Source organism: Corynebacterium lujinxingii (assembly GCF_014490555.1).
Lineage (GTDB): Bacteria > Actinomycetota > Actinomycetes > Mycobacteriales > Mycobacteriaceae > Corynebacterium > Corynebacterium lujinxingii.
The window spans coordinates 533,148-558,813 of record NZ_CP061032.1; the positions used below are offsets into that span (position 1 = coordinate 533,148).

The window sequence follows — 25,666 nt, forward strand, 5'->3', positions numbered from 1 at the left end:
GTCAGGCGAGCGGGTTGGAGCTGCTGGTCGCTGCGCTAACATGTCCCACCATGACGACAGCGCAGACACAGGCGCAAGCACCTGCGAACCGGCGGCGCAACACGGTGGTGTGGGGCGCGGTTCCGGTGGTGCTACTCGCCGGCGCGATGACTATGGACCACATCCCCGGCACGGACATCAAGCTCACGGTGCCGTACGCGGCGGAGGGCCCGGGCCCGACCTTTGACACGCTCAGCGAGATCGACGGCACCCCGGTCGTCGACGTCGAGGGCGCGGAGACACTGGATACCGGTGGGCAGTTGAACATGACCACGGTGTCGGTGCGCACGAACATGACACTCGGGCAGGTGCTGGCGCGCTGGGCGGTAACCGACGACACCCTGGTCCCCATCGAGCAGATCATGCCCCCGGAGCGAAGCGAGGAAGAGACCCGCGAGGTCAACCAGGCCCAGTTCGTGGCCTCGGAGTCGGCAGCGACGGTGGCGGCGATGCACCACCTGGGCAAGCCCACGGTGGTCAACGTGCACGACGTGATGGAAGGCGCGGCGGCCGAAGGCGTGCTGGACAAGGGCGACAAGATTCTCAAAGTGGAAGACACCGACATCGCTAAGCCCAGCGAGGTCCAAGACGAGATCTTCTCGCGCACTCCCGGCGATACCGTGCGCCTGACCATTCTGCGCGACGGCGAGGAGGAGACCAAAGAGGTCACGTTGAAGGCTAACCCGCAGGACGAGAAGCAGCCGATGCTGGGCATCCTTATGGATTCCGAGCCCGCCGGGGGAGTGCAGGTGCACTACAACCTCAACGACATCGGCGGCCCGAGCGCCGGCATGATGTTCTCGCTGGCGGTGATTGACAAGTTGACCGCAGGCGAGTTGAACGGCGGCAAGTACGTCGCGGGCACCGGCACGATTAACGACGACGGCGAGGTCGGCCCCATCGGCGGCATTGAGCACAAAATCCGTGGCGCGCGCGACGACGGCGCCGAGCTGTTTTTAGCCCCTGAGGGCAACTGCCCGACGGTGAAGCGCACCGACGCGGGCGAGATGACCGTCGCCTCGGTGGCCAACTTGGACCAGGCCATCGACGCGATGGAGGCCTTCGCCGCAGGTCAGCCGGTGCGCGGCTGCGAGTAGTTAGGGCTCCTTGGCCAGCCCGAGGTCGTAAATCCGCTGGCGCGGGTCCTCTTGGTCGGAGGAGATCAGCTGCTGCATGACCTGGCCTGCGCGGTTGTCCACCACGGTGATGATCGCGGAGGTACCGAGCGTGGACCAGCCGACCACGCGGTCGCCGCTGTCTTCCACCACGCGCGAGGAGCGCAGTTCGGTGAGCAGTTGCGTCGACGAGGCCGCCTTCGCGTCCGAGTCGAAGAATTGGAACTGGCCGATCTCGTCGCCTTGGCAGTCGAACGAGCCGGAAATGCCGGCCGCCGAGCACCCGTCAAACTGGTCAAACAGTTCCTCCGGCGCAAGGCCCGCGAAGGTCTCGCGCACCTCGGCGAGCGTCTCCTCGTCGGCGCTCATCGCCGCGGAGCTCGTGCTTGACGACGACCCCGTGCCCGACGAAGTCGACGACGTAGACGTCGTAGCCGTGGTGGCCGTCGTGCTCGAGGACTCGGCGGAGGTGGTTTCCTCGGCTGTGTTTTCTTCCGCCACCGTCGTTTCTGCCGCCGGGGTGGATTCCGCAGGGTCGTCCGCGTTGTTGCCGCAGGCGGCAAGCGTGAGCGAGCTGGCCGCAACGGCAGCAACGAGGCCGAGCGTGCGACGCTTAAATTTGAGCAGGGCTTCGGGTGTGGACACGGGGGATGCTCCTTTTACCGGTATTGAATGGCCAGCTTAAACAAGCTCGTCGGGGTCCTGCTCTAATCCGTAGCGCAGCGCCGCGATCACGCCGGGGGCCACATCCGGCCCGCCGCGTAGCTCAATGTCGTCCTGGGCGAACAGGCCGCGCTCCTCCAACTCCTCGTCGGTGAGTTTCATCTGGAGCAGGGTCTGCTCGATGTCGTCGTCACGCAACACGCCCGAAAACAGGCGCGCCGGGCGTGGTTCGGCGTCGGCAGGGGCGGAAGCGTCGCGGAAGAGGATCTCCTGGGCGAGGATGACGCCTTCGACCTCGCGCGGCCAGGCAAGGCGGGTGACGTACTCGCCGAGCTCCTCGGACCCCGGCAGGATTGTTTCAGGCAGGTCCTGTACAACCAGGGTGAGGGGTGCGGAGTCGTCGAGGGTATCGAGTTCGTCGACAAGCAACTGCGTGGGCACGAGGCCGAACAGGGTGGGGGCGGCGTCCCAGCCTTCGGCGTGGACGAAGTCGACGGCCTCCATCATGGCCTTATTCAAAGCTTGTTGCTCGCGCACGGGAACCTTTCTGGATTGTCGGCCGTTGGGTTTTTTAAGCTTTAATGCAACTAGACGTTGGACAACACTAATTCTAAGGAGCAGGCTTGGCTACCCGCCTCACCCGGCCACAACCCCGGGCGAAGAAACCGAATACGGGCCTTTGGGTCACGCTCGGCATCCTCGCCGTTATCTTCTTCCTCCTGCCGGTGATCATCGGTTTGTACACCGATTTCCTCTGGTTCGGAGAACTCGACTTCCGCGGTGTGTTCAACCGCGTCATCCTCTTCCGCGTGGTTTTGTTTGTGATCTTCGCGTTCATCGGCGCGGCGGTCACGTTTGCCGCGGCACGCTTTGCGTGGCGGGGCAGACCCGACACCACCAAGGACATCTTCGGTCAGAACGATCAGTACCGCGCCGCCGTCCAAGACGGCGTGAAGGGCCTGTTGACCTGGGTGCCGGTGATCGTCGGCATTCTGTCCGGCCTGGCAGGCCAGCGCATGTGGCGCGTGTTCATGCTGTGGTTCAACGGCGGGGACTTCGGCACCACCGACGCGCAGTTCGGCCGCGACCTGGGCTTCTACGCGTTTAGCCTGCCGGCGATCTCCACGATCGTGGGCACGCTGTCCATGCTGCTCGTCGTCGCCTTCCTTGTGGGCGCGGTGGGGCACTACCTGCTCGGCGGGATCCGTATCGGCAACAACGTCACTGGTGTCAAGGGCGCGATTTCCAAGCCGGCGCGCATCCAGCTCGCCGTCACCGCGGGCCTGTGGATGCTGACCAAGGCGATTACCTACTGGCTGGACCGGTACTACCTGCTGTCCGAGGAAAACGACATCTTCACCGGTGCGTCCTACACCTCCGTGAACGCGATGCTGCCGGCGAAGATCATCCTGACGATCATCGCGGTAGTCGTCGCCGCGGCCTTCTTCGCCTCGATTGTGTACAAGGACTTCCGCATCCCGGTGCTGGCCACCGTGCTGATGCTGCTGTCTTCCATCGTGGTGGGCAACGTCTGGCCGGCGCTTTTGGAGCAGTTCTCCGTCAAGCCGAACCGCCAGGCCAAGGAATACGAGTACATCGGCCGCAACATCGAGGCCACCCGCGAGGCCTACGGGCTGACCGATACCCAGGTGGAGTACATGGACAACTGGGGCGGCAACACCTCGAACACCGATGTGGCCAAAGATGAGGCGACGATTTCCAACCTGCGCCTTTTGGACCCGGACATCATCTCGCCGACGTTTACCCAGAACCAGCAGCTGCGTAACTTCTACGGCTTCCCGGACCAGCTCGCCATGGACCGCTACCAGGTTGACGGCGAGATGCGCGACTACGTCGTCGCCGCCCGCGAGATGGACCCGAACGCGCTGAGTGAAAACCAGCGCGACTGGATCAACCGCCACACCGTGTACACCCACGGCAACGGCTTTGTCGCAGCGCAGGCCAACACCGTGGATGAGGCAGCTCAGGACGCCGGCTCCACCCGCGGCGGCCTGCCGATCTTCACCGTCTCCGACCTGCAGTCCAACGCAGCGGCCAAGGATTCCGGCGAGGCAGAGGAGCTGGGCATCAAGGTCGACGAGCCGCGCATCTACTTCGGCCCGGTCATCGCGTCTGCCGAGGATGGGCTGGACTACGCCATCGTGGGCGATAACGGCCAGGGACCGGTTGAGTACGACACCGACAACTCCAGCTACACCTACGAGGGCAAGGGTGGCGTTGACATCGGCAACCCCGTCAACCGCCTGGCGTATGCCGTGAAGTACCAGGAGCTGAGCTTCCTGCTGTCCGACCGCGTCGGCGGCAACTCCAAGGTGCTCTACGACCGCGACCCGCGCGAGCGCGTGGAAAAGGTCGCGCCGTGGCTGACCACCGATTCCAAGACGTACCCGGCGGTTATCGACGGCCGCGTGAAGTGGATCGTCGACGGCTACACCACACTTTCCCAGCTGCCGTACTCCACGCGCACCTCGCTGCAGGACACCACGCAGGATGCGCTGAACCCGGACGGCACCACCCAGCGTCTGATCACCGACAACGTCGGCTACATCAGAAACTCCGTCAAGGCCACCGTGGACGCCTACGACGGCACCGTGGACCTTTACGCCTTCGACGAGTCAGACCCGGTGCTCAACGCCTGGATGAAGTCCTTCCCGGGCACCGTGAAGCCGGAGTCGGAGATCTCCGAGTCGCTGCGCGATCACCTGCGCTACCCGGAGGACCTGTTCAAGGTCCAGCGTGACCTTCTGGCCCGCTACCACGTGGATGACCCGGGCGTGTTCTTCAACAACGACGCCTTCTGGTCCGTGCCGAACGACCCGACCGCCCCGGAGGGCCGCGACGCGCTGAACCAGCCGCCGTACTACGTCGTTGCCGCCGACCCAGAGACGAACAAGCCGTCGTTCCAGCTGATCACCCCGTTCCGTGGCCTGAACCGTGAGTTCCTGTCCGCGCACATGGCGGTGTCGTCTGACCCGGAGACCTACGGCAACATCACCGTGCGCGTGCTGCCGACGAATACGCAGACCCAGGGCCCGAAGCAGGCCCAGGACGCCCTGATGTCGTCCGACCAGGTGGCGCGTGACCGCACCCTGTGGGAGGGCACGAACGACCTGAAGAACGGCAACCTGCTCACCCTGCCAGTGGGCGGCGGCGAGATCCTCTACGTCGAGCCGATCTACTCGCAGCGCAAGGACCAGGCCTCGGCCTTCCCGAAGCTGCTCCGAGTGTTGGTGTTCTACCGCGGCCAGGTGGGCTACGCCCCGACGATTTCCCAGGCGCTGGATCAGGTGGGCATCCACTCTGACGCAGCCCAGGAGATCGACGTGGTGGACGAGGATGCGCCGAAGCGTGACGACGACGCCGCACCCGCCGAGGACAACGCCGACGCCAAGCCGGAAGGCGAGGAGGATCGCCCGCAGATAAATCGTGACGAGGCGTTGAACAACATCAACGACGCCCTGCGCGGACTCGAGGGCGCCCGCGACGGCTCCTTCGAGGACTACGGCCGTGCACTCGACCGCCTGGACCGTGCGGTGGAGGAGTACCAGCGGGCGCAGTAAATCCCGCCGAAGCGGCACTCCGCTGAGTGCAAAAACAATAGCGCCAAACCGCCTTTGAACAGGAGGTTTGGCGCTATTAGTTGGTGTATGTATAGTAATTCCACGTTGCCGGTTACGGCGACAGGCGATAATCACATAAACGCCCAACGCGGGGTGGAGCAGCTCGGTAGCTCGCTGGGCTCATAACCCAGAGGTCGTTGGTTCGAATCCAGCCCCCGCTACCAACGTGATTACAAGGCCGCCGCCAGTGGAAACACTGGAGGCGGCTTTCTTCGTTTTGACCCTTAACGCTAGGGCAGGACACAGACCGCTTCCAACCATGATTAAACGTCCCGGCCAGAAGAATTTCCTCAAGCCGGGACGTTTGCTCGTTCTCGCCCGTAAGTTGCCCTAACACGGGAAAGTCGGAGTGCTAAGCGAACATTCCTTCACCGACGAAACCGGTCTCACCCACACCGGGTGGGATGAGATAGGTGCCGGTTTTGGTGGTCTTGAGATATTCGAGAAGCATTTCGTCTCGCGACATGGATCGGTGCACGGTGGCAAACCTATCCACGGTGCGGGTGAACGCCATGAAGAAGAGGCCAGCGTCGAGGCGGCCTTGTTCGTTGGAGCCATCGACGAAGTTGAATGCTCGACGCAGCATGCGGATGCCACCGTTTTGATCAGGGTGCACGTTGAATACGTGGGAGCCGTGGTCGATGACGGGACGGCCGCGTTCGTTGGTGGCGGAAAAGTCCGGCTCGTCGAACTCGTTGGTTCCGGTCAGCGGGGCGCCCTCGAACTTGTCGCGGCCCGTGACGCGCTCCTGCTCCTTGAGTTGGAGGGTGTCCCACACCTCGATGTTCATGGCGATGCGCCGGGCGGTCAGATACGTTCCGCCGGCGGCCCAGGGCTGCGAGGAGTCGGACGGGATCCACACGTGTTCGTCCAACGCTTCGGTGTCCTCAGCACGCAGGTTCGCGGTGCCGTCTTTTTGGCCGAAGAGGTTGCGCGGGGTGCTCTCTTCACGCGTGGTCACGGCGGCTTTGCCGAAGCCGATCTGGCTCCAGCGCAGCACCGCATCCGGCACGGCCAGACGGGTGAGGTTGCGGATGGCGTGGGTGGCCACCTGCGGGTCGTTGGCGCATGCCTGGATGCAGATGTCGCCTTCGGACTGCTCACGGTTGAGAAAGTCGTTGGTCATCGGCGGCATCGCGGTGAACTCGGTTGGCAGTTTGTTTGCCAGGCCGAATTGGTCGCGAAACAGGCTGCGGCCGAACCCGATGGTGATGGTCAGAGCAGACGGGCCCAGGTCGAAGGCTTCGCCGGAATCGTCGGGCGGGAAGTCCGCGCCGCCACCGAACGCACCCTTGGCGCTGACTTCGCCGCCGAGCGTGAGCCGTCGGGCAGCGTCGGTCCAGCGCTGCAGCAGGTCGATTAAGTCATCGCGGGAGGCTTTCTCGTCCATGTCGAACGCCGCAAAGTGGAGGCTGTTTTGCATCGGGCTGATGATCCCGGCTTGGTGCTCGCCGGCAAAGTCGATGATCAGCTCGTCGTTCGCAGCACCGTCGATGTCGCCAGATGCCCCACGGGATTCATCCCGTGAGCAGGCGGCAGCGGCGGCGCCGGCGGCGCTGACACCGCCAAGCGCCAAGAAGGTGCGTCGGTTGAACCCGCTCATTTTAGGATTCCGCCCCCGAATCTGCAGCAGTATCAACGTTGAGCCCCAGCACGGTGCCGGTCAGGTTGGACAGCGGCTCGCGTAGCGCATCGATGGCGCGGGTGAGTTTCGCCTGCTGGCCGGCGTCGACTTCGTCGTAGTCCACGTAGCCGGTGTCAAGGCTGCCGTATTCGTCGAGGAGGGACTGGATGTCGTCGAAACGCTGCTCGATCTCACTGACCAGCTTCGCGCCTTCTTCACCGCGCTCGGAGGCGATGCCCTTGACCATGTCAAACGCGATGCGAGAGCCCTGGATGTTGGCTTGGAAGTCGTAGAGGTCCTTGTGCGACCACCAGTTTTCCTCGCCGGTGACCTTGGTGGTGGCTACCTCTTCGAGCAGGCCCATTGCGCCGTTGGACACGGTGTCGACGGTGATGTCATTTTCTGCGGCGAAGTCGTCGGCCTGCACGGTGTCGTTCAGCGTCTCTACGTCAGCGACGAGTGCGTCGGCGATCTCGCGGCGCTTCTGCGGCGAGGACGGCTCCCAGCCTTCGCGGGCGGGTGCACCGTCGGCGTTCTTGGCATCGGCAGCTGGCGGCCACAGGTCCTTTTCCATGCGGTGGAAGCCGAGCCATTCGGTAAAGGTCGGGTCGTCTTCCTTGAGCTGGTCCGCTTCGGCGATGTAGTCCACTTCGCGGTAGTCAATGCGTGCGTCGAGGACGCCGAGGGCCTCAGCGATTGGTTCGATGCGTTCGTAGTGGACGCGGGTGGTGGCGTAGAGGTCCTTGGCCTTGTCGTCGTCACCCGCGGCGTATGCTGCGGCGAATTCCTCGACCTTTGGCAGCAGTTCTGCTACCTCGTTCTTGACAAAGTTGACGTAGTTGTCGCGTGCTTCGTTGAAGCGCTTCTCGTCGGATTCGTCGTAGGTGATCGGCTCGCCGGTGACGGTGAACTCTGCTTGGCCGATATTTGGTCCGCGCAGGCCTGGCTTGCAGGCGGTGAAGTAAGAGCCGGGTGAGAGCTGGACGGTGAGGTCTGCGGTGCTGCTCGGCGTGATGTTCTCGCGCTCGGCGATGACGCGTAGGCCGTCTTCGGCCAGCAGGTAGAACTCGGTGACGCGCTCGCCGGAGTTGGTGATGGAGAAGGTGTTGGTGCCGGATTCCACCGAGTTGGTAGCGACGGCGCAGGAGTCTTCCTTCGCTTGGACGTCGATGGCGTCGCCGGTGCTGTTTTCCACGCACGCAGTCAGCGGGAGGGTAAGAGCGAGTGCGGCAACGATGGCGGGAGAGCGCTTCATTATGAGACCTTTCGTGTGTTTTCGTTGTTTGCGGAGGAAGTTTCGTTGCTTTGCTTATCGACGACACCACCTCGCCCCCGCGCATGCCCCACAAAAATGGGGACAATGACGGCGAGGTAGCCAGCCCAGCCAATGACTTGGAGCCAGGACATTTGCGGCATAAATCCGGTGAATGCTTGGAGCAGTGTGGCGGTGATTCCGGCGGGGTCGATGAACTCGTCGAGGTTGAACGCCCAGCCGAACGGGAACGACGCCATCCAGAACGGGTACGTAGCAAACCCGGTGAGGACCTCGCCGGTACGCGGGTGCGTCGGAGCAATCGGTGCGCCGGAGAACGGCCCGGGGAGAAACTGCGCCTCCTGCAGGTCGTGGATGGCGTAGGCGAGGATGCCCGCCGCCACAATGATGAGCAGAGCACTCGACCAGGTGAAGAAGGTGCCCAGGTTCAGGCGAAGAGCGCCTCGGTAGATCAGCCAACCCATCACGATGGCAACGCCGATGCCGGCGAACGCGCCAAAGATCGCACTCGGTGTGGTCATCCAGCCCCACAGCAGGAGGGTCAGTTCGATGCCCTCGCGGGCAACGGCGACGAACGCGAGCCAGAACATGGCCTGCTTGCCTTTGGTCAGCGCGACGCCCGTTTTGTCCTCGAGCATGGTGCGCAGTTTGCCGCCCTTGTTGCTCAACGAGAGGACCATGCCAGTGATCATGACCACCGCGATCAGCGACATGATGCCGCCGATCGCTTCCTGGGCACGAAACGACAATCCGTAGCGGCCAAAGGTAAACAGTGCGCCGAGCGCCGTGCAGATCACTGCTGCCAAGACCACGCCCACCCACACGGTGCGGGCCGCGGTGTTCAGATGATCCGTGCCGTCGCCGGTGGCGGTGCTGCTGCGGCGCTTGATGGCGGCGAACAACATGCCGACGATAAGGGATGCTTCCAGGCCCTCGCGGAGGCCGACCAGGAAAGCGGCGATGAACATATTCAGAACTTTCTCGTGTGTAACTCGGCCGTCGAAAGGTGCCGCCCAATAAAAGGTAAGGCTACCCTTGACTAGCCAAGGCTTACCTTATTTGGTGGCGTGCGAGAAAGTAAAGAGAAACGAGTTCACGCGTACAACGGGGGGGAGCATACGGGGTTGTGTTTGGGTTGGGGGGACTGCGCTGCAAACTTCCCGCTCATGCGGTGAAACACCAACGTTTGTTGCCCGAAAATGAGTGATTCCTGTGGGACAGTCGGGCGTCTACAGATTCATAAGGGACGCAACCGCTCTGCGGGGGTGTGCTCGGCATGGATTAGATCTTCATATTCCGGGATGTGGGGAAGAAGACGGTGTTCTGGTTGTCCCGGAAGACCACAACACCGAGAAGGTCATCGTGCTGTCCGGTGGGTGGTCTGCAGCGACTCTGCCCACCTCGGCACTCAACCCTGCTGTGGGGGTTACTCGTAGCGAAGCGAGCTGAGCATCCCGGTTTCCATGTGATAGGCGTTATGGCAGTGAAATGCCCACTCACCGGGGTTGTCAGCGATCAGGTCGGCGATAATGGTTTCACCGTGGCGGAGAAGGACGGTGTCCTTGCGTAGCCCGTCGCTGCCGGGCAGCGCCCACGTGTGGCCGTGGATGTGCATGGGATGGGGCATCATGGTCCTGTTGCGCATGACCATCCGCAGGCGCTGGCCCTCCTGCACAGTCGCGGAGGACGATTGGCCGTCGGTGAGAATGCTCCATTCATACGGCATCATCTGCCCGCCCAGGTCGATGCTAACTTCTCGGTCTGGTGTGCCCTCGGGCAGGAGTGCACGGTCTGCAGGCTTCAGGGAGGACAGAAGCAGTCCGGTGGACGACAACTCGGGGAAGTCGACATCGGGGTGGGGGGCCTGGCCGCCGGCGGTGCGGATGACGGCGAAGGCGCGGTCGTCCTTACCCACCGCCAAAGCCGTGAGCGGGAAGATGCCGTCGCCGAGGATGACCTCGACGTCGACACGCTCGCCCATCGACAGGTAGATCGATTCGGTCTCCCTGGGCTGGACAGGGAAGCCGTCAGTGTGGGTGACGGTCATGCGGTGACCACCGAGGGCCACCTTGAAGATGGTGTCACCGCCGGCGTTGATAAACCGCAGGCGGGCCTTGTCGCCCGGGCGAGCCTCGAAGGTCCGGTGAGCACGGGGGATACGTCCGTTGATGAGGTAGTGCGGATACATCACATCGCCAGCATCGCCGCCCAGTACCCGGTCCGGGGTGCCGTGCATCATCTGGCCGTGACCTCCCATTCCCATCCTCCCGTTATGGTCGCCCGAACCCATTCCGGTGAGCTTGTCGAGCTCATCGTCGGGAGTGCCCTGAATGCCATCGACCCAGTCGTCGAGCACGATGGTCCACTCGACGTCCTGGTCCTCAGCGTCTTGCGGGTCACGGATGATCAGTGGGGCGTAGAGGCCGCGATCAAGCTGCAGGCCGGTGTGGGAATGGTAGTAGTAGGTGCCACCGTGGGGGACTTCAAAAACATAGGAGAAAGACTCGCCAGGTTCAATGGGGTCCTGGGTCATGCCAGGCACACCGTCGGCTGCGTTGTGGAGTGCGATGCCATGCCAGTGGATGGAGGTGCTCTCAGGCAGTTCATTGGTGATATCGACCTGGAGGACGTCGCCGACGGTGGCCTCAATGGCCGCATCCCCGGTGTCAGAGACGTATCCCCACGTCTTGGCTTCGATGCCGCCGATATCCAGGGAGAGGGGCCGGGTGGTCAGTGTCCGGCGCACCGTCGGCTCACCGAGCGCAGTGGGGGTGGGGGTGGGGCGAAGGGAGGGACCTGGTGCCGAGGCAGCGGGTCCAGGGTCGCTGGTGCAGGCGGCCACGGCCCCGGTGCCGGCGAGGACGAGCCCGCCGAGCAGTAACTGTCGTCGAGAAAACGCGTTCGTCATGATTTAACCTTCCTTGGTGCAAGATTTCAGTGACACGGGAGACAGTCGCAGGTGAGGACCCTGCTGAGCCATCACGTCAGGCGCAGGTCTGTGACACAGGTGGCACCGTCGTCGGTGGTGGAAAACTCCGTGGTGCCGGTACGCCCCTGGTAGCTGACCTCAATCAGGCCGGTGACATCATCGGGAAGCCAGAAGCCAATAAACCCGTTGTCGAAGGTGGTTGTCGCCTCGTCCACCAGCACCTCACCGGTCGCCCCATCGGTGATCGTGACCTGGATATCCTCATTGTCGAGTTCCCCCTGGCAGGTCGTGAGGCTGTGGTAGAAGCAGTCGTGGGTGGAGGTGAGATAGGGTGCGATCGAGACATACGTCTGATCGTCGGGAAGATCGAGCGCGACTTCCTGGTCATCGCTCGAGAGCAGCAGTTCATCGTTACGCACTGAGGCGATCAGATCCGTGGGACGCTCAGAGACCTTCTGCCGGTCGAGGTGATCAATGATCTCCACCGCGTCCATGTCGGCCAGGCCATGGGTAGTCAGGAATGTGTCCTGGGACACCGTCCCGTCGGCGGTGGGTTCCGTCCCGTCGGCGGTGGGTTCCGGGTCGGCGGCCGAACACCCTGTGAGGGCGAGGGCAAGGGCGGCGGCTGCGATCGCTGCTCGTTTCATGTCAATCTCCTTGGATCGTGGTAAGACCGTGAGAAGACATCGCCTCAAGGTCGATGCCATGCCTTTATGTTGCACGGGTGCCTGACGGGCTAGAAATCAAAAACCTTGTTCACAGCCTTATAACAGGGCGAAAAGGGGGTGAATTCGGTGGGCTGGGTCACCACCGGGACACCACCCCACAGCCGTGGGCGATGTCTTTCTACCCGCCCCGGGTATGCGGTGCAGGCAGTGAAATCCCTGGTGGCGCCCGCTGAACCGACCAGGGGAGGCGATGCCGCCGGCCCGGGGTGGGGCACAGGGGTGACGGCGGCCGAAGGGTGATGTTTGAAGATTTGATGAAGATTTCACCGCCGGGCACTGAGCGAGGGTGGTATTCCCCCTCTGGCCGGAGCAATACTGGGGTTTATGGCTGACCGCACACCGACCACCGCCACGCCCCCGGGGCGGGTGCTGGTCGTCGATGATGAACAACCCCTGGCTCAGATGGTGGCCTCCTACCTCGTCCGGGCCGGCTTCGATACCCGCCAGGCGCACACCGGCACCCAGGCCGTGGACGAGGCCCGTCGCTATTCCCCCGATGTTGTGGTGCTGGATCTGGGGCTGCCCGAACTCGACGGCCTGGAGGTGTGCCGACGGATCCGCACCTTCTCGGACTGCTACATCCTCATGCTCACCGCGCGTGGCAGCGAGGACGACAAGATCAGCGGTTTGACCCTGGGGGCGGATGACTACATCACCAAACCTTTTAGCATCCGGGAACTGGTGACCCGGGTGCATGCGGTGCTGCGCCGCCCGCGCACCAGCACCACCTCACCGCAGGTGACCACCCCCTTGATCGTTGGTGACCTCATCCTTGACCCCGTCGCCCATCAGGTGCGGGTGGGGGAGACGACCGTGGAGCTCACCCGCACGGAGTTCGAGCTGCTGGTTGCCCTGGCCCTGCGCCCCGGCCAGGTGCTGACCCGCCACGACCTGGTCACCGAGGTCTGGGACACCACCTGGGTCGGTGATGAACGCATCGTCGATGTCCACATCGGCAACTTGCGTCGCAAGCTCGGCACCGACACCCGGGGCCGGGGGTTTATCGACACCGTGCGTGGCGTGGGCTACCGGGTGGGGCAGCCATGAATCACGGACCCGGCCTGACCTTCCGCTTCCTGGCCGCCCAGGCGCTGGTCGTGGTGATTAGCCTGCTGGTGGCCGCGACCGTGGCCACGATGGTGGGCCCGACCCTGTTCCAGGATCATATGTTGATGACCGGCCGGGAGTACCCCTCGCTGGAGCTGTTGCATGCCGAGCAGGCCTACCGGGACGCCAACCTGATCACCCTGGCCGTCGCCCTGCCCACCGCCTTGATCAGCGCCCTGCTGGCCAGCCTGTGGTTATCGCGTCGCCTGCGCACCCCCCTGCAGGATCTCACCCGCGCCGCTACCAGCCTGACGGCCGGCAACTATCGTATCCGCGTGCCCGCCGGAGAGGCAGGCCCCGAGGTCACCACCCTGGCGCATGCCTTCAACACCATGGCCGACCGGCTGGAACACACCGAACAGGTCCGCCGCCAGATGCTCTCTGATCTGGCCCACGAAATGGGCACCCCCTTATCGGTGCTCACGGTCTACCTCGATGGTCTCCAGGACGGGGCCGTGGACTGGAATAATGCCACCCACACGATCATGGCTGACCAACTCACCCGCCTGACCCGGTTGATGGAAGACATCGACGATGTCTCCCGGGCCCAGGAACACCGGATCGATTTGGACCTGGCGGAGGAAGGGCTCGGGGATCTGCTCCATACCGCCGCTGCTGCCGCGGAGGAAGCTTATGCTGACAAAGGCGTCGATTTACAGGTCGAGACCATTACGGACACCGCCCGGGTGCTCGTGGACCGGCAACGCTTCGGCCAGGTGATGAGCAATCTCCTGTCGAACGCGCTACGGCATACCCCGGCCGGCGGGCAGGTCCGGATCAGCGTCCACCGACAGGGGGCGTCCACCGCGCTCATCCACGTCGCCGATGACGGCGAGGGCATCCCGCCTGACCAGCTCGGACACATCTTCGAACGCTTCTACCGGGGGGATGCCGCCCGCAGCCGGGACAACGGCGGGGCCGGTATCGGTCTGACCATCTCCAAGGCATTGATCGAGGCCCACGGCGGCACTCTCACCGCCACCTCCCCCGGACCCGGTCGCGGAGCGGTGTTTGCCCTCAGCCTCCCGCTGTCCCCTCCCGACAGTGAGGAGGCTGCTTGGTGACCGCACCCTGCCCCGCGTGAGGGCCGTGCCCTCCACCCCTTGAAAAATTACCCCTGGGGGGTATATGCTAGCGAGCGTTACCGCATCCCACCGACCCGTAGGAGCTTTCCCATGATCAACCCCCCGCCCCGCCTCTTGCCGATGGCCTCTCACGGCTGCAGCTGTTGCGGACCCGACTCACATGCCGACACCGCCTCCATCCCTGCCGCCAGCGACTCGTCAGCAGGAGGATCCTCCTCTAGCTACCAGGTCACCGGCCTGACCTGCGGGCACTGCGTGAAACGCGTGACCCAGGCCCTTCAGGCCCTCCCCCAGGTCGACGATGTCCAGATTGATCTCGCTGCTGGTGGTGTTTCCACCGTCACGGTCACCGGTGTCGTACCTCCGGAGATGGTTCGCTGGGCCATCGAAGAGGCCGGCTACACCGTCTTATCCTGATCAGTTTTACCCCCACCATTCCGGTGATCACGATGGTGATAACCCCGCTCCGGAAACAAACCACCCCCACCACCCGGATCATGCCAGCCACGAACACCACGCAGATGCCGACACCCACGGCCAGGCGATGCCCCACGATCACCCGCACTCCGCCCTGCAGGCGAGAGGTTTTATATCTGCGTTGAACCAGAGTGGTTTACCCAACCACCTTCAGCACCGCCTCGCCGACTCCGGCGGCGGAGGTGGGGTTCTGGCCGGTGATGAGGTTGCCGTCGATAACCACGTGCTTGGTCATCGGGATCTTGGCGGTGGTGTACTCGCCGGCCTGCTCGCGCAGTTTGTCCTCCAGGCTGAACGGGACCTCGTCGGTGCGGTTGGCTAGTTTTTCTTCGGTCCAGGAGTAGCCGGTGACGGTGCGGTCGTCGAGAAGCTTGCTGCCGTTGGCCAGGGTGACGTCGAGGAGACCGCACGGGCCGTGGCAGACCGCGGAGACGATCTTGTCGTTGTCGGCGAAGTAGGCGACGGCCTTTTTCACCTCGTCGTTGGAGAAGTCGAACATGGTGCCGTGGCCACCGATGAGGTAGATGCCGTCGTAATCCTCGAGGTTGACGTCGGCGATGGCTGGGGTGTTGTCGAGAAGTGACATGAACTCGGGGTCCTCGTAGCGCTTGTTCGTCCCGCCCATCTGGATGACCGGGGTTTTCAGGCTCACCGGGTCGATGGGCACGGCGCCGCCGGCGACGCTGGCGAGGTCGACCTCGTGGCCGGCTTCGGTGAGCACGTCGTAGAAGTGAGTGAATTCGCCGAGCCACATGCCGGTGCGAATACCGGAGTTCTCGTAACGGTGGGCGCTGGTGGACAGTGCAAGAAACTTCATGCGTCCCATTATGGCCTCGTTATGCGCCGTATAGTTTGTATATGGCAAATAGCACACCACCGGCGAAGAGTGCGCCAGTTGTAGAAACCCTGGGCATCGACATCGTTCCCGAATCTGAGCGCACCGCGAAACCCTCGGACCTGTTTTGGCCGTGGTTCGCCGCGAACATCTCAGTGTTCGGCATTTCCTACGGCTCGTTCGTGCTTTGGTTTGGGCTGTCATTTTGGCAAGGGGCAGTAGTCACCGTGCTCGGCGTGACGTTCTCGTTCTTCCTCTGTGGGCTCATTGCGGTGGCGGGCAAGCGCGGGTCCGCGCCGACCATGGTGCTCTCACGTGCCGCGTTCGGAGTGAAGGGGCAAAAAGTTCCCGGCGTCGTCTCCTGGCTGACATCCATCGGGTGGGAGACGTTCCTGGCGATTATGGCGGTGCTAGCAACCACCACAGTGATTCGGGAACTTGGCGGTAACCCGGGCACAGGCACCAAGGTTTTGGCGACGCTCATTGTCGCCGGCTTGGTCGTGGGGGCGTCAGTGCTGGGCTACCACACGATTATGAAACTGCAATCGGTACTGACCTGGATTACCGGTGCGGTGACCATCCTGTACATGGGGCTGACTATCCCGCGCATCGATTGGACCGCGGTGCAGGCGATTCCCTCGGGTTCTGTAGGCAACGTGGTGGGCGCGCTGGTGATGGTGATGACCGGCTTCGGCCTCGGCTGGATCAACATCGCCGCCGACTGGTCGCGGTACCAGCGCCGCGACACCCCGGATGGATCAATCATTTTCTGGAACACCTTCGGCGGCGCGGTCGCCCCAGCGATTTTGGTGGTCTTTGGTCTGTTGCTCGCGGCGTCTGACGCGTCGCTCGCGGAGGCGATCGCGGACGACCCGATCGGTGCGCTCGCAGTCGTGCTGCCTACCTGGGTGCTCGTGCCGTTTCTGATCACCGCGGTGCTCGCGCTGGTCTCCGGCGCGGTGCTGGGCATCTACTCGTCCGGCCTGACGCTACTGACTTTGGGAATTAACATCCCCCGCCCGGCAGCAGCCGCTATCGACGGCGTGATCCTCACCCTGGGCACCATCTGGGTGGTCTTCTTCGCCCAGAGCTTCCTCGGGCCATTCCAGTCGTTTTTGATCACCCTCGGCGTGCCGCTGGCAAGTTGGGCGGGCATCCTCATCGCAGATATCTACACCCGCACCAAAAACTACGACGAGCCCGCGCTCTACGACCCGAACGGGCGCTACGGTGCGGTGGACTGGATCTCGATCGCGATCTTGATTGTTTCCTCGATCATTGGCTGGGGACTGGTGGTGAACCTGTTTGCGGAAGAAGCGGCCTGGAACAACTGGCAGGGCTACCTCCTGCCGCTGGTGGGCGAGCACTGGGCAGACGCGAACCTAGGTGTGCTCGTCGCCCTCGTGCTCTCCTTTGTGGCAGCGTGGTTTGCGCGCCGGGGCCGCATCCGCCGCCAGGAGGGGACCGCAGCGAACTAGGTGGCCGGGTTGCTGACCAGGATGCGGTCGATCTGCTCGGCTAGGTCCTCCGGCGGGTCCGCGCCGAAGTCGCCGGGGTACTCGCGGTCGGCTTCCTCGACTGCCTTCGGGTCCTCTTCGCCGGTGGCGAGGTGCGCCTCAGTGAGATCCAGGAGCCGCTTCAGCCGCGCCAGGTTGAGTTGGTAGGCGCCGTCATGCTCGGGGCCGTCGACCTCTTTGAGCCAGCCGGTGCCGGTGAAGACGAATAGGCGGGACTCGATCAGATCGCGCTTGAGCCAGGCGTGCATCCTGTCGCCGCCGAGGTTGTCCACCCGGCCGGCCGTTGCGTGTCTCACGGTGCCGTGGGCGGTGAGGGTCGGGCCGGTGGTGTCGTCGGCAAGCAATGCGATCTGCGTGAGGATTTTCAGTTCTCCGGGGAGTAGGGACGGGGTTTCGATGCACCCCACTGCGACTTTGAGCAACTCGCCCAACGGCGCCTCCTTATTCGGTTGTGCAGGGGACAAGGCGACATTATAAATTTGCCGCCGATCCCAGGAGGCGCCGATTCGAACGGGTAAGCGACTACAGCGAGGAGCCGGCCGGGATCGATGAGCCGCGCAGGCGCGAATTGAACGCTAGGATCGTGCCGCGGTCTGCGTAGATGTCGTTGATCTCGCCCACACGGATGATGCGGTTCAGCGCACGGTCGCCGATGAAGACATTGCCTTTGTGGTCGGTGGCGGCGAACGTTGAGCCGTAGCGGCGCAGCTGCAGGTTGCCCATTGTCGGTGCACCGGCGAAGGCGTTCTTGTCGGCGCAGTCCCACGCATCCCACTTGCCCAGGTTCATCGCGTTGGCCTGGCCGTAGCGTTCGTTGCACTGGTGGCCCGGCATGCGGTCTACAAGACTGATGCAGTGGATGAAGTCCTGGCCGTTCACGTTGTACACACCGCAGCGCACCGTGTCCTGCTGGTTAGCAAACGTGGCGTAGGGCTTCTGTGCGGGAAGCTGGCGGTAGCCGCCCGGCCACTCCACGTTGCGGGGGTTGAAGGCGGGGCCGGCCGGGTTTGCGGCGGCGGTAGAGGTGCCGGCGACGATGGCCAATGCGGCTGCGGCGGTAGCAGCGATCTTCTTCAGCATTATGGTTACCTCAACTTCCAAATCACAGCGTTAGCGGAGCCCGCGCGGACCAATGCCAGGCGGGCGATGTCGAACACGTACAGGTTGCCACTGAACCCGGGGACAGTGAATGTGGAGCCGAACCGCTGCACCTGCAGCGGGCCCAGCCGCTTCGGCTGGCCCACAAAGCCCTGATTCCAGCAGTTGGTACCCATGAAGTCGCGGCCGATAGTCACCGCGGGGATGAGGTGCGACGGCGGGTTGCACTCCGGCTGGGTTTTACGTGCCGTGTCGGACACACAGATGGTGTCGATGCCGGATGAGGACTGGTACATCTCGCAGCGGACGTTGCCGGCAGCGTTGGAGTATGTGGCTAAATTGGGGTCGGCAGCGGCGGAGGGGGCAACGGTGACGGCGAAGAGAGCGCTGGAGGCAAGCGCCATTGTGGCTGTACGGTTCATGACAGCAGTAAACCAGGTTATCCCCAGCGCTGCACGCCTCCCGGCAAAGATTTCAGGGTGACGCCACGCTGTTGGGCCTGTTTCGCATACGTATCCACGAACTTGTCGGAGCGCACCCCGCCCGCGCAGTAGACCACGATCTCGTCGCCTTCGGCGTACTCGGCCAGGGCGTTCGCCACCGCTTCGGGGTTGCGCTCCACCTCGCTCAGCGGCAGGTGTGCGGATGCAAACGGCAGGTCAGCGATGGCGCGCTCGTGCGGCTCGCGGATGTCTAAGGCGTGGGCTGCGCCGGTGCGGATGTCGTCGTAAAGCGACTGGCCGTCAGTACTCACGGCGCAGGCGTCGGTGTAGGTGCCAAGGGTGTGGGCCAGTGGTCGCGCCGGGTCGCGGGTGACGGTGAAGCGGCGGATGGTGGTGCTCAGCGCGTCATACATGTGCAGGCGGCCGATTTCCGCTCTGCCGATACCGGTGAGAAACTTCACGGCCTCGGTGGACATGAGCGAGCCGACCACGGAGGTGGTCACCCCGAGCACGCCGGCGGTGGCGCAATCCGGCACGGAACCCGCGTCCGGCTGGGTGGGGTAGAGGTCCCGCATGCCCACACTATTCTCGGGCGCGCCGGGGCCGGACCACCACAGGGCGATGTCGCCGCGGTAGCGCAGCACCGAGCCCCACAGCAGGGGAGTGCCGGTGATTTCGGCGGCATCGGCGGCGAGGAATTTGGTGGCGAAGGTATCGGAGCCGTCGATAAGCAAGTCGATGCCGTCGAGCGCTCCGATGAAGTTGTCGGGGGTGAGGCGGTCGAACACGGCGTTCACCTCGATGCCAGGTTGCAGCGCGCGCAGGCGCTCGGCGGCCACGTCGACCTTGCGGCGGCCCACGTCCCCCGCGCCGAAGAGGATCTGGCGGTGGATGTTGGTGATGTCCACGTGGTCGTCGTCCCAGACCGTGATGTGGCCAACACCCGTTGCGGCCAACGTCTGCATGACGGGGCAGCCCAGGCCGCCGGCGCCGATGACCAGCACCCGCGCGTTGTGCAGGGCCTCTTGCTGCTCCGGGTCGAAGCCCGGCAGGTTCATTTGGCGCGCGGTGCGCTTCAGTTCATCGAGCGGGAGCACCTAGAGCACCTCGTCGGCCCAGCTGGCCAGGCCGTCGAAGGTGGAAGACGCTACCGCGTGCTCCCGCTTCGGAATCCGCCCCGCGCTACGTGCGAGCCGGCCGGCCTCCACCGCGTGGCGCATCGCGTGGGCCATCGCCTCCGGGTCCTGGCAGCGATTCACCGCGCTTGCGAGCAGCACGCCCGAACAACCGAGCTCCATGGCGAGGGCGGCATCGGATGCGGTGCCCACGCCGGCGTCGATAAGCACCGGCACCTCCGCGCGCGAGCAGATCAGCTCGATGTTGTGCGGGTTGAGGATTCCAAGCCCCGTGCCAATCGGCGAGCCCAACGGCATCACCGCAGCCGCACCTAAGTCCTCGAGTCGCTTCGCCGCCACCGGGTCGTCGGAGGTGTAGGCGAGCACCGTGAAGCCTTCGTCGATAAGCATCTCGCACGCGTCCACCGTTTCCACCACGTCGGGCAGCAGGGTGCGGTCGTCGGCAATGACCTCGAGTTTCACCCAATCGGTGCCGAGCGCCTCGCGCGCCAGTTTCGCTGTGATCACCGCGTCGCGCGCCGTGCGGCAGCCCGCGGTGTTCGGCAGCGGGCGGATATTCAGGCGTTTCAGCAGGTCGAACACGCTCTCACCCGCGCCTGTGGTGGCGGCGTGCCTGCGCATCGCCACCGTGGTCAACTCCGTGCCAGAGGCCGCGAGCGCACGCTCCAGCATGTCGAAGGAACTCGCCCCGCCCGTGCCCATGATCAGGTGCGAATCAAACTGCTGCCCGGCAATCTCTAACACGGCTAGCCTCCTTGGACAGCGGTGAGGATGTCCACCTGTGTGTCGTCGTCAAGCGCCCGCCCCCACTGTGAGCGCGGCACGACCTCCCCGTCGACAGCCACCGCGGTGCCTGCCTCGGGCGCGCCGACCTCCGCGACCAACTCCGTGACGGTTGTGGCCTGCGTGGTGGTCTTCTCCCCGTTGAGCGTCAGTTTCATTCATGCCTCCTCGGATCGCATGCAGATAAGTCTATTGAGGGCGCTTGCTTCTCGACGACCTCAGCACCGCACCGCGCCCCCAACCCCGCAAGCAGGATCCCGTGGCGGAAGTAGCCGGTGGAGACCACCGTGCGCTCGTCGATGCGGCCCAGATACGGCAGGTCGTCCGGCGTGCCCGGTCGCGCGCCCGCGGCCGCCTCGAGGAAGTCGCACTCCTCGATTGCCGGGGCGATCTCGATGGCGTCGCGCAGTAATTGGAACACGCCCTGGGCCTGCGCCTCGGCGCGCCCGTCCTCGCGGGTGGTCGCCCCGATCGTCAGCGTGCGGTCCTCGCGCGGGATGAGGTAGACGGGGCGGTCCTCCACAAACCCGCGCACCACGTGATCCAGCAGCGGGTACTGGTGCTCAGGAACGCGCAGTTGCAGCACGTCGCCGTACACCGGGCGCAGGTCCAGATACGACACGAGGTCGCGCGCGCCCAGGCCATTAGCGACGACCACCTGGTCCGCTTCCAGCCGGTCGATGTCGTCAATTTTTTCGTGCGTGAAGGTGACCCCGGCGTTGTGGCAGGCATCGATAAGCGCTTGCGTGAACAGCCGCGGCTGCACCTGATGGTCGCCCGCGATGCGCACCGCACCGGCGATGGCAGGCGACAGCGCGGACTCGTATTTGCGGGCCTGGCGGGTGGTAAGCGTTTCCACCTCCATGCCGTGCTGCTCCTGATACTCGCGCAGTTCCGCCAGGTGCGTCTTGTCGGCGACGTCGCGCGCGACCACCAGCGTGCCGTCGGTGCGGTAGCCGGTGGGCTTGTCGGAGTACTTGCTGGTCAGCGCGATCAGGTCCGGGTAGTAGCTTGCCGACGCCTTCATCAGCGGAAACAGCGGATCCTGCTTATACACCACCTCCGCAGTCGGGGCGAGCATGCCGCCCGCGAAATAAGTGGCGCCGGAGACCGGGTCAGGGTCGTGGACCGTGACCGCATGCCCCCGGTCCGCCAGGGTGAGCGCAGTGGTGAGGCCGATAATGCCTGCACCGACGACCGAGATAATCACACCAATAGGGTAGCCCTTATGCGCGGGCTTGTCGGCCCCTTTCGAATTCTTCGATCACGCGCTCGCAGTAGCGCTTCGGGTCGTCCGCGTGCATGATGCCGCGCACGATCGCCAGCCCGTCCACGCCCTGGCGCGCGAGGTCGTACGCGTCGTCGGCGGTGACGTCGCCGATGGCCACCAGCGGCACCTCCGACGCTTCGACCAGGGCGGGGTAGCCGTCGAGGCCTAACGGCGTGCGGCCGGAGTCCTTCGTTGGGGTGTCGCGAAATGGACCGCAGCCGATGTAATCGATCACGCCTGCGTGCTCGTTCGCAGCCTGCACCAAGTCCATCGTGCCGGTGGTCAGGCCGATGATCGCGTCCGGCCCGAGCAGGTCGCGCACCACACGCACGTCCAGGTCGTCCTGGCCGACGTGCACACCAGCGACGCCGTGGTCGCGTAGGGCGAGGGCGACGTCCACGCGGTCGTCGATAAGCACCTGCGTGTTCGGGTTTGCCTCGTGGACTGCATCGACGACGTCGCGGGAGAGGGCGTACAGGTCGCGGGCGCTAATCGGCTTCGAGCGGACCTGGATGACGCCGGCGCCACCCGCCGCGGCTGCGCGGGCTCGCTCGACGACGTCCGGGCCCTGGCCGGTGACAAAATAGCAGCGCAGATCGAGTTCAGGTTTCTTCATACGCGGGCTAGTCACGCAGTGCCTCGATCAGTTCGCCCTTGCTCATTGCGGAGCGGCCCTCGATCTCGAGCTCCTGGGCGCGCTCGTAGAGCTCCTCTTTCGTCCAGTCCTCGTATGCGTCTGACTTACCGCCGCGCTTGCCCACCGTGGAGCGCCCGTCGCGTGCCGCCGCGTTGGCGATGGCGGCGGCTTTGGACTTCGAGGCGCCGTCGTCGAGAAGCGCTTCGTAGAGCTCTGGATCCTTGATTGAGTCAGCCATGCGTCCAGCCTATGCGGTTTCGGCGGTGGGGATTCACGGATCTGCTAGTTGCGCTGCGGAGGCGCTAGCAGATCCGGCAATTACTGACACTCGTTTGCGATATCACCTGGGCAAACGTGAAGTTGAACGTGTGATCTGCTAGTTGCGTCGGGGCGGGCACTAGCAGATCTGCAAGGGGAGGGGTCCTACCCCGTCATGGGGCCAGTGCGTGTGGGGTGGCCGAGCGGCTCGATGTGCACGAACGTTTCCGCGCCGCCGAGGGCTGCGGCGATGCCGGCCTCCACCTCGTCGGCACGGTCGTGCGAGCGCGCCACCGTCCAGTCGCCGGGGACCTGCATGACCAGGTTGACCATGCGCTCGCGGCCGGCCTCGACGGTGCGCACGGAGGTGAACTCCACGCCGGTCTCGGCCGCGTAGTTGTCCAGGTAGCCGTGGAGCACTTCGCGCTCCTCGTCAGGCAGGGCATTGGCGAGCAGGCTAAGCATCGCACTTTTCAGCAGCTTGTAGCCGGTGATCAGGATGTTGATGCCGACGACGAGTGCGACGATCGGGTCGAGCGGCTGCCAGCCGGTGATCCACACGAGTGCCATGCCGACGATGACGCCGACGGTGGTCCAGACGTCGGTAAGCAAATGGCGCCCGTCGGCGTCCAGAGTGGTGGAGCGGTACTTCTTGCCCGCGCGGATGAGCACGACGCCGACGGCGCCGTTGAGGATCGTCGCCACGATAGAAAACGCCAGGCCGATGCCGACCTGCTCCACGTCGACGGGGTTGATCAGCCTGCGGATGGCGGTGTAGATGATTGCCACCGACGCCAGCAGAATCAGCGAGCCTTCCACCTGGGCGGCGAAGTACTCCGCGCGGGAGTGGCCGAAGTTGTGGTTGTCGTCGGCAGGTTTTGCCGAAAGCTTCAGCGCCCACAGGCCGACGGCCGCTGCGACCAGGTTGATCATGGACTCCAACGCGTCGGAGAGGAAGCCAACCGAACCGGTGACCCACGCCGCGGAGGCCTTGAGCAGAATCGTCAGCACCGCCACGCCGATGGACAGCCGCATGAAGCGCTCAAGCAGTTTTTGTTCGTCTGCTGCGACGCTGGCAGTGGCGGGTGCGTTCGTATTCATAGCGGGGCAAAGAGTAACAAATCGGTACGCTGGTTGCCCACGACAGAATTCCCCGTCAAGGAAAGGAACTCTCCATGGGACGTTGGGTCGTCGCAATCGCTGGCGCCGTTGTGGGCGCACTGTTTTTCGGTTGGCTGCTCCAGATGCTCGGAGTCACCGGCATTCTCTACACCGTCGGCGTACTCGTCGGATCGGCCGTGACTTCGTCCGCCGCCGGCGCACTGATCAAACCTGGGCGTTAGGGCGGCTTAGCGCCGCAACCTCATCCTGCGGTGCGGGACGCCGGTGTCCAAAAACTCCTCGCCCTCGGCAACGAGGCCGAACTGCTCGTAGTAGCCGACGAGCCCCGACTGGGCCTCCACGATGAGATCGCCTGCGAACTGCTCCGTGTACTCGATGCCGGCGCGCACGATCTGCGGTCCAAGCCCCGAGCCCCGGTGGCCGGGGTGGACCACAAACCGGCCGAAGCGCGACCCCGTTTCGGTGGGGAAGACGCGGGCACAGCCGGCGAGGGTGTCGTCGTCAAGCAATGCCAGGATGTGCTTAGTTTCGGGATCGGCGTCCTGGTCGTCGATCTCGTTGAACGGGCAGTTTTGCTCCGCGACGAACACGTCCACCCGCAGTTTGTACAACTGGTGGACCTGCTGCGGCGTCATCTCATCGAGTGATCTGAACATCATGCTTCGGCTCAATCCTTCCCGTTTTGCCGTAGGACAGGCGGCGGTGCGCCCACTCGAACGGGCCCTGGTGGCCAGCGCGGTCAAGCGCCACCGCAAGACCCAAGGTGATCAGCCAGACCAATAGCCCCGCCGCCAGCTGACCGCTGACCGAGGCCTCAGCGCCCAGCCCCAGCGTAAACGGCATCACCAGCGCAATGAACAGCACCGACTGCGCCAGGTACCCAGACATGGAGCGCTTGCCCAGCGCCACAAACGCGCGCGCCCAGCCCGGCACCTCGTTGTTGAGCGAATCCGTGGCCAACGCCAGCGCCGCCAAAATGCCCGGGCCGGTGAAGAGCCCCACGGCCTGGTTGAGCATCATCAGCGGCAACTCCCACTCGGTGGGCAGCACGCCGATCGCGGACAGGCCCCACGGCAGACCCACGCCGACCACGATCACCGCCGCGATGACGGTCCAGGTGATGAGGGTGCGGCGGTGGCGTTGGACGTCGATAAGCACCCGCTCACGCGCCCACAGATACCCGATCGTGGACAGCGCGCCGAGCTGAATCACCGCGAACGGCTGGCTGGCCAGCATGATCAACCCGCCGTCGAAATTCCCCGCGAAGTACGCGCTTAACGACGAAAAATCCCCCGGCCTATCCATCGCCCCCGAGTCGCCCTCGAAATACAGCGTCATATACGCGCCCGCGACCCCCATCGCCGAAAGCAGCCCCAGCACGAGGTACGAAATGATCCGCAGCGTCCTACCCGACCACGTGAACCCCACCGCGAGCAGCATGCCGATCAGCCCGTAGGTGAGCATGATGTCGCCGTAGAAAATGAGCATCATGTGCACCAGGCCGAACACCGCGAGCATTGCGTATCGACGAACCAGCACCCGCCGCGCTTCCTTCGCCGAATAGCCCTTGCGCGCCATGCTGGCCGCGACCAGGCCGAAGCCGAAACCCAGCAGGGTGGAAAACATCGGCAGGCCGCGCACGTGGATGAACATGGCTGCGAAGACGGCGCTGATGTCGTCGATAAGCGAGCCATCTTGCACCCCGCCAAGCGTCCAGCCGGGAGACGACTTGTCCTGGGAGAAGTCGTTCACAATCCAGGCGGACGTCACGTTCGCCAGCGCGATGCCGAGAAGCGCTGTGCCGCGCGCCAAATCGGGCACGATGAGGCGCTGCCGAGTTCTTGCAGGTGGAGCCATATGTTGATCCATGCGGCTCAAGCTACACC

The 25,666-nt window shown here is 64.3% G+C and carries 27 protein-coding genes and 1 tRNA gene; 8 read left to right on the top strand and 20 right to left on the bottom strand.

The genetic code is table 11. The features are described 5' to 3' along the window. Window positions 1-50: 50 nt before the first annotated feature. Window positions 51-1,136, top strand: coding sequence for a YlbL family protein (locus tag IAU68_RS02565; RefSeq protein WP_171194198.1), 1,086 nt, complete (start codon window positions 51-53; stop codon window positions 1,134-1,136). Here the strand turns inward: IAU68_RS02565 and IAU68_RS02570 are convergent, their stop codons facing one another. Together IAU68_RS02570 and IAU68_RS02575 are read right to left on the bottom strand one after the other, a co-directional pair. After that, a complete protein-coding gene (locus IAU68_RS02570) occupies window positions 1,137-1,799 on the bottom strand; it encodes a hypothetical protein (protein ID WP_171194197.1) in 663 nt (220 codons plus the stop codon). It abuts the gene before it with no gap. 36 nt (window positions 1,800-1,835) lie between these two features. Then, window positions 1,836-2,324, bottom strand: a complete 489-nt coding sequence (locus IAU68_RS02575; RefSeq protein ID WP_235968791.1) for a PPA1309 family protein — start codon at window positions 2,322-2,324, stop codon at window positions 1,836-1,838. Between the two features lie 116 nt (window positions 2,325-2,440). Between IAU68_RS02575 and IAU68_RS02580 the strand changes: the two genes are divergently transcribed. Together IAU68_RS02580 and IAU68_RS02585 are read left to right on the top strand one after the other, a co-directional pair. Then, a complete protein-coding gene (locus IAU68_RS02580; protein ID WP_171194196.1) occupies window positions 2,441-5,398 on the top strand; it encodes a UPF0182 family protein in 2,958 nt (985 codons plus the stop codon). Window positions 5,399-5,545: 147 nt separating this feature from the next. After that, window positions 5,546-5,622, top strand: a tRNA-Met gene (locus tag IAU68_RS02585). A 188-nt stretch (window positions 5,623-5,810) separates the two neighbouring features. Here the strand turns inward: IAU68_RS02585 and efeB are convergent. The 5 genes from efeB to IAU68_RS02610 all read right to left on the bottom strand — a co-directional run bounded on the left by efeB (window position 5,811) and on the right by IAU68_RS02610 (window position 11,931). Further along, entirely contained in the window at window positions 5,811-7,061 is a 1,251-nt protein-coding gene (gene efeB / locus IAU68_RS02590) for an iron uptake transporter deferrochelatase/peroxidase subunit (RefSeq protein ID WP_171194195.1), read from the bottom strand. A 1-nt stretch (window position 7,062) separates the two neighbouring features. Next, on the bottom strand, window positions 7,063-8,337 hold the full coding sequence (gene efeO / locus IAU68_RS02595) for an iron uptake system protein EfeO (RefSeq protein WP_171194194.1): 1,275 nt from the start codon (window positions 8,335-8,337) through the stop codon (window positions 7,063-7,065). Further along, a complete protein-coding gene (locus tag IAU68_RS02600) occupies window positions 8,337-9,323 on the bottom strand; it encodes an FTR1 family iron permease (protein ID WP_171194193.1) in 987 nt (328 codons plus the stop codon). The genes efeO and IAU68_RS02600 overlap by 1 nt, the downstream gene beginning before the upstream one ends. 458 nt (window positions 9,324-9,781) lie before the next feature. Next, window positions 9,782-11,263: a multicopper oxidase family protein gene (locus tag IAU68_RS02605; protein WP_171194192.1), complete on the bottom strand. Its 1,482-nt coding sequence runs from the start codon at window positions 11,261-11,263 to the stop codon at window positions 9,782-9,784. A 71-nt stretch (window positions 11,264-11,334) separates the two neighbouring features. Continuing rightward, window positions 11,335-11,931 (bottom strand): CueP family metal-binding protein, encoded by a 597-nt coding sequence (locus tag IAU68_RS02610; protein WP_171194191.1) that lies wholly within the window; start codon window positions 11,929-11,931, stop codon window positions 11,335-11,337. Between the two features lie 405 nt (window positions 11,932-12,336). Here IAU68_RS02610 and IAU68_RS02615 point away from each other — a divergent pair, with 405 nt between their 5' ends. The 3 genes from IAU68_RS02615 (at window position 12,337) to IAU68_RS02625 (ending at window position 14,621) form a co-directional block, all read left to right on the top strand. Continuing rightward, on the top strand, window positions 12,337-13,059 hold the full coding sequence (locus IAU68_RS02615; RefSeq protein ID WP_171194190.1) for a response regulator transcription factor: 723 nt from the start codon (window positions 12,337-12,339) through the stop codon (window positions 13,057-13,059). Further along, window positions 13,056-14,183 carry a sensor histidine kinase gene (locus IAU68_RS02620; RefSeq protein WP_171194189.1) on the top strand — a complete coding sequence of 376 codons (1,128 nt, stop codon included), beginning with the start codon at window positions 13,056-13,058 and terminating at the stop codon, window positions 14,181-14,183. The genes IAU68_RS02615 and IAU68_RS02620 overlap by 4 nt, the downstream gene beginning before the upstream one ends. A gap of 111 nt (window positions 14,184-14,294) precedes the next feature. Next, entirely contained in the window at window positions 14,295-14,621 is a 327-nt protein-coding gene (locus IAU68_RS02625) for a heavy-metal-associated domain-containing protein (protein WP_171194188.1), read from the top strand. Between the two features lie 196 nt (window positions 14,622-14,817). Here IAU68_RS02625 and IAU68_RS02630 read toward each other — a convergent pair whose 3' ends face one another. Further along, window positions 14,818-15,498 carry a type 1 glutamine amidotransferase domain-containing protein gene (locus IAU68_RS02630; protein ID WP_171194187.1) on the bottom strand — a complete coding sequence of 227 codons (681 nt, stop codon included), beginning with the start codon at window positions 15,496-15,498 and terminating at the stop codon, window positions 14,818-14,820. Between the two features lie 41 nt (window positions 15,499-15,539). Here IAU68_RS02630 and IAU68_RS02635 point away from each other — a divergent pair, with 41 nt between their 5' ends. Beyond that, on the top strand, window positions 15,540-16,994 hold the full coding sequence (locus IAU68_RS02635; protein WP_171194186.1) for a purine-cytosine permease family protein: 1,455 nt from the start codon (window positions 15,540-15,542) through the stop codon (window positions 16,992-16,994). Here IAU68_RS02635 and IAU68_RS02640 read toward each other — a convergent pair. From IAU68_RS02640 to IAU68_RS02685, 10 genes are all read right to left on the bottom strand, one after another. Further along, window positions 16,991-17,497: a hypothetical protein gene (locus tag IAU68_RS02640; RefSeq protein WP_171194185.1), complete on the bottom strand. Its 507-nt coding sequence runs from the start codon at window positions 17,495-17,497 to the stop codon at window positions 16,991-16,993. The genes IAU68_RS02635 and IAU68_RS02640 overlap by 4 nt on opposite strands. A 58-nt stretch (window positions 17,498-17,555) precedes the next feature. Beyond that, on the bottom strand, window positions 17,556-18,113 hold the full coding sequence (locus IAU68_RS02645) for a hypothetical protein (protein WP_171194184.1): 558 nt from the start codon (window positions 18,111-18,113) through the stop codon (window positions 17,556-17,558). A gap of 5 nt (window positions 18,114-18,118) precedes the next feature. Next, window positions 18,119-18,553, bottom strand: a complete 435-nt coding sequence (locus tag IAU68_RS02650; RefSeq protein ID WP_171194183.1) for a hypothetical protein — start codon at window positions 18,551-18,553, stop codon at window positions 18,119-18,121. Between the two features lie 17 nt (window positions 18,554-18,570). Then, window positions 18,571-19,671, bottom strand: coding sequence for a ThiF family adenylyltransferase (locus tag IAU68_RS02655; RefSeq protein WP_269434860.1), 1,101 nt, complete (start codon window positions 19,669-19,671; stop codon window positions 18,571-18,573). Continuing rightward, window positions 19,672-20,454, bottom strand: coding sequence for a thiazole synthase (locus IAU68_RS02660; protein ID WP_171194182.1), 783 nt, complete (start codon window positions 20,452-20,454; stop codon window positions 19,672-19,674). Between the two features lie 2 nt (window positions 20,455-20,456). Then, the gene (gene thiS / locus IAU68_RS02665) at window positions 20,457-20,651 is read right to left on the bottom strand and encodes a sulfur carrier protein ThiS (protein WP_171194181.1); all 195 of its coding nucleotides are present in this window, start codon (window positions 20,649-20,651) and stop codon (window positions 20,457-20,459) included. Then, a complete protein-coding gene (gene thiO / locus IAU68_RS02670; RefSeq protein ID WP_407928718.1) occupies window positions 20,648-21,703 on the bottom strand; it encodes a glycine oxidase ThiO in 1,056 nt (351 codons plus the stop codon). Before thiO ends, thiS begins: the two co-directional genes overlap by 4 nt. Window positions 21,704-21,719: 16 nt before the next feature. Continuing rightward, a complete protein-coding gene (locus IAU68_RS02675; protein WP_171194365.1) occupies window positions 21,720-22,379 on the bottom strand; it encodes a thiamine phosphate synthase in 660 nt (219 codons plus the stop codon). Window positions 22,380-22,386: 7 nt separating this feature from the next. Next, the gene (locus tag IAU68_RS02680; protein ID WP_171194180.1) at window positions 22,387-22,638 is read right to left on the bottom strand and encodes a Rho termination factor N-terminal domain-containing protein; all 252 of its coding nucleotides are present in this window, start codon (window positions 22,636-22,638) and stop codon (window positions 22,387-22,389) included. A gap of 185 nt (window positions 22,639-22,823) precedes the next feature. Continuing rightward, window positions 22,824-23,759 carry a cation diffusion facilitator family transporter gene (locus IAU68_RS02685; protein WP_171194179.1) on the bottom strand — a complete coding sequence of 312 codons (936 nt, stop codon included), beginning with the start codon at window positions 23,757-23,759 and terminating at the stop codon, window positions 22,824-22,826. A gap of 74 nt (window positions 23,760-23,833) precedes the next feature. Here IAU68_RS02685 and IAU68_RS02690 point away from each other — a divergent pair, with 74 nt between their 5' ends. Next, window positions 23,834-24,001 (top strand): glycerol dehydrogenase, encoded by a 168-nt coding sequence (locus IAU68_RS02690; RefSeq protein ID WP_085957783.1) that lies wholly within the window; start codon window positions 23,834-23,836, stop codon window positions 23,999-24,001. A gap of 6 nt (window positions 24,002-24,007) precedes the next feature. Here IAU68_RS02690 and IAU68_RS02695 read toward each other — a convergent pair whose 3' ends face one another. After that, on the bottom strand, window positions 24,008-24,439 hold the full coding sequence (locus tag IAU68_RS02695) for a GNAT family N-acetyltransferase (protein ID WP_171194178.1): 432 nt from the start codon (window positions 24,437-24,439) through the stop codon (window positions 24,008-24,010). Then, window positions 24,417-25,637, bottom strand: a complete 1,221-nt coding sequence (locus tag IAU68_RS02700; protein ID WP_231699075.1) for a DUF418 domain-containing protein — start codon at window positions 25,635-25,637, stop codon at window positions 24,417-24,419. Before IAU68_RS02700 ends, IAU68_RS02695 begins: the two co-directional genes overlap by 23 nt. Window positions 25,638-25,666: the final 29 nt, after the last annotated feature.

Coding starts and splice junctions, on each gene's coding strand:
- IAU68_RS02565 (WP_171194198.1), top strand. CDS start 51: ATGACGACAGCGCAGACACAGGCGCAAGCACCTGCGAACCGGCGGCGC.
- IAU68_RS02575 (WP_235968791.1), bottom strand. CDS start 2,324: ATGATGGAGGCCGTCGACTTCGTCCACGCCGAAGGCTGGGACGCCGCC.
- efeB (WP_171194195.1), bottom strand. CDS start 7,061: ATGAGCGGGTTCAACCGACGCACCTTCTTGGCGCTTGGCGGTGTCAGC.
- efeO (WP_171194194.1), bottom strand. CDS start 8,337: ATGAAGCGCTCTCCCGCCATCGTTGCCGCACTCGCTCTTACCCTCCCG.
- IAU68_RS02600 (WP_171194193.1), bottom strand. CDS start 9,323: ATGTTCATCGCCGCTTTCCTGGTCGGCCTCCGCGAGGGCCTGGAAGCA.
- IAU68_RS02605 (WP_171194192.1), bottom strand. CDS start 11,263: ATGACGAACGCGTTTTCTCGACGACAGTTACTGCTCGGCGGGCTCGTC.
- IAU68_RS02610 (WP_171194191.1), bottom strand. CDS start 11,931: ATGAAACGAGCAGCGATCGCAGCCGCCGCCCTTGCCCTCGCCCTCACA.
- IAU68_RS02615 (WP_171194190.1), top strand. CDS start 12,337: ATGGCTGACCGCACACCGACCACCGCCACGCCCCCGGGGCGGGTGCTG.
- IAU68_RS02620 (WP_171194189.1), top strand. CDS start 13,056: ATGAATCACGGACCCGGCCTGACCTTCCGCTTCCTGGCCGCCCAGGCG.
- IAU68_RS02625 (WP_171194188.1), top strand. CDS start 14,295: ATGATCAACCCCCCGCCCCGCCTCTTGCCGATGGCCTCTCACGGCTGC.
- IAU68_RS02630 (WP_171194187.1), bottom strand. CDS start 15,498: ATGAAGTTTCTTGCACTGTCCACCAGCGCCCACCGTTACGAGAACTCC.
- IAU68_RS02635 (WP_171194186.1), top strand. CDS start 15,540: ATGGCAAATAGCACACCACCGGCGAAGAGTGCGCCAGTTGTAGAAACC.
- IAU68_RS02645 (WP_171194184.1), bottom strand. CDS start 18,113: ATGCTGAAGAAGATCGCTGCTACCGCCGCAGCCGCATTGGCCATCGTC.
- IAU68_RS02650 (WP_171194183.1), bottom strand. CDS start 18,553: ATGAACCGTACAGCCACAATGGCGCTTGCCTCCAGCGCTCTCTTCGCC.
- thiS (WP_171194181.1), bottom strand. CDS start 20,651: ATGAAACTGACGCTCAACGGGGAGAAGACCACCACGCAGGCCACAACC.
- IAU68_RS02675 (WP_171194365.1), bottom strand. CDS start 22,379: ATGAAGAAACCTGAACTCGATCTGCGCTGCTATTTTGTCACCGGCCAG.
- IAU68_RS02680 (WP_171194180.1), bottom strand. CDS start 22,638: ATGGCTGACTCAATCAAGGATCCAGAGCTCTACGAAGCGCTTCTCGAC.
- IAU68_RS02685 (WP_171194179.1), bottom strand. CDS start 23,759: ATGAATACGAACGCACCCGCCACTGCCAGCGTCGCAGCAGACGAACAA.
- IAU68_RS02690 (WP_085957783.1), top strand. CDS start 23,834: ATGGGACGTTGGGTCGTCGCAATCGCTGGCGCCGTTGTGGGCGCACTG.
- IAU68_RS02695 (WP_171194178.1), bottom strand. CDS start 24,439: ATGATGTTCAGATCACTCGATGAGATGACGCCGCAGCAGGTCCACCAG.
- IAU68_RS02700 (WP_231699075.1), bottom strand. CDS start 25,637: ATGGCTCCACCTGCAAGAACTCGGCAGCGCCTCATCGTGCCCGATTTG.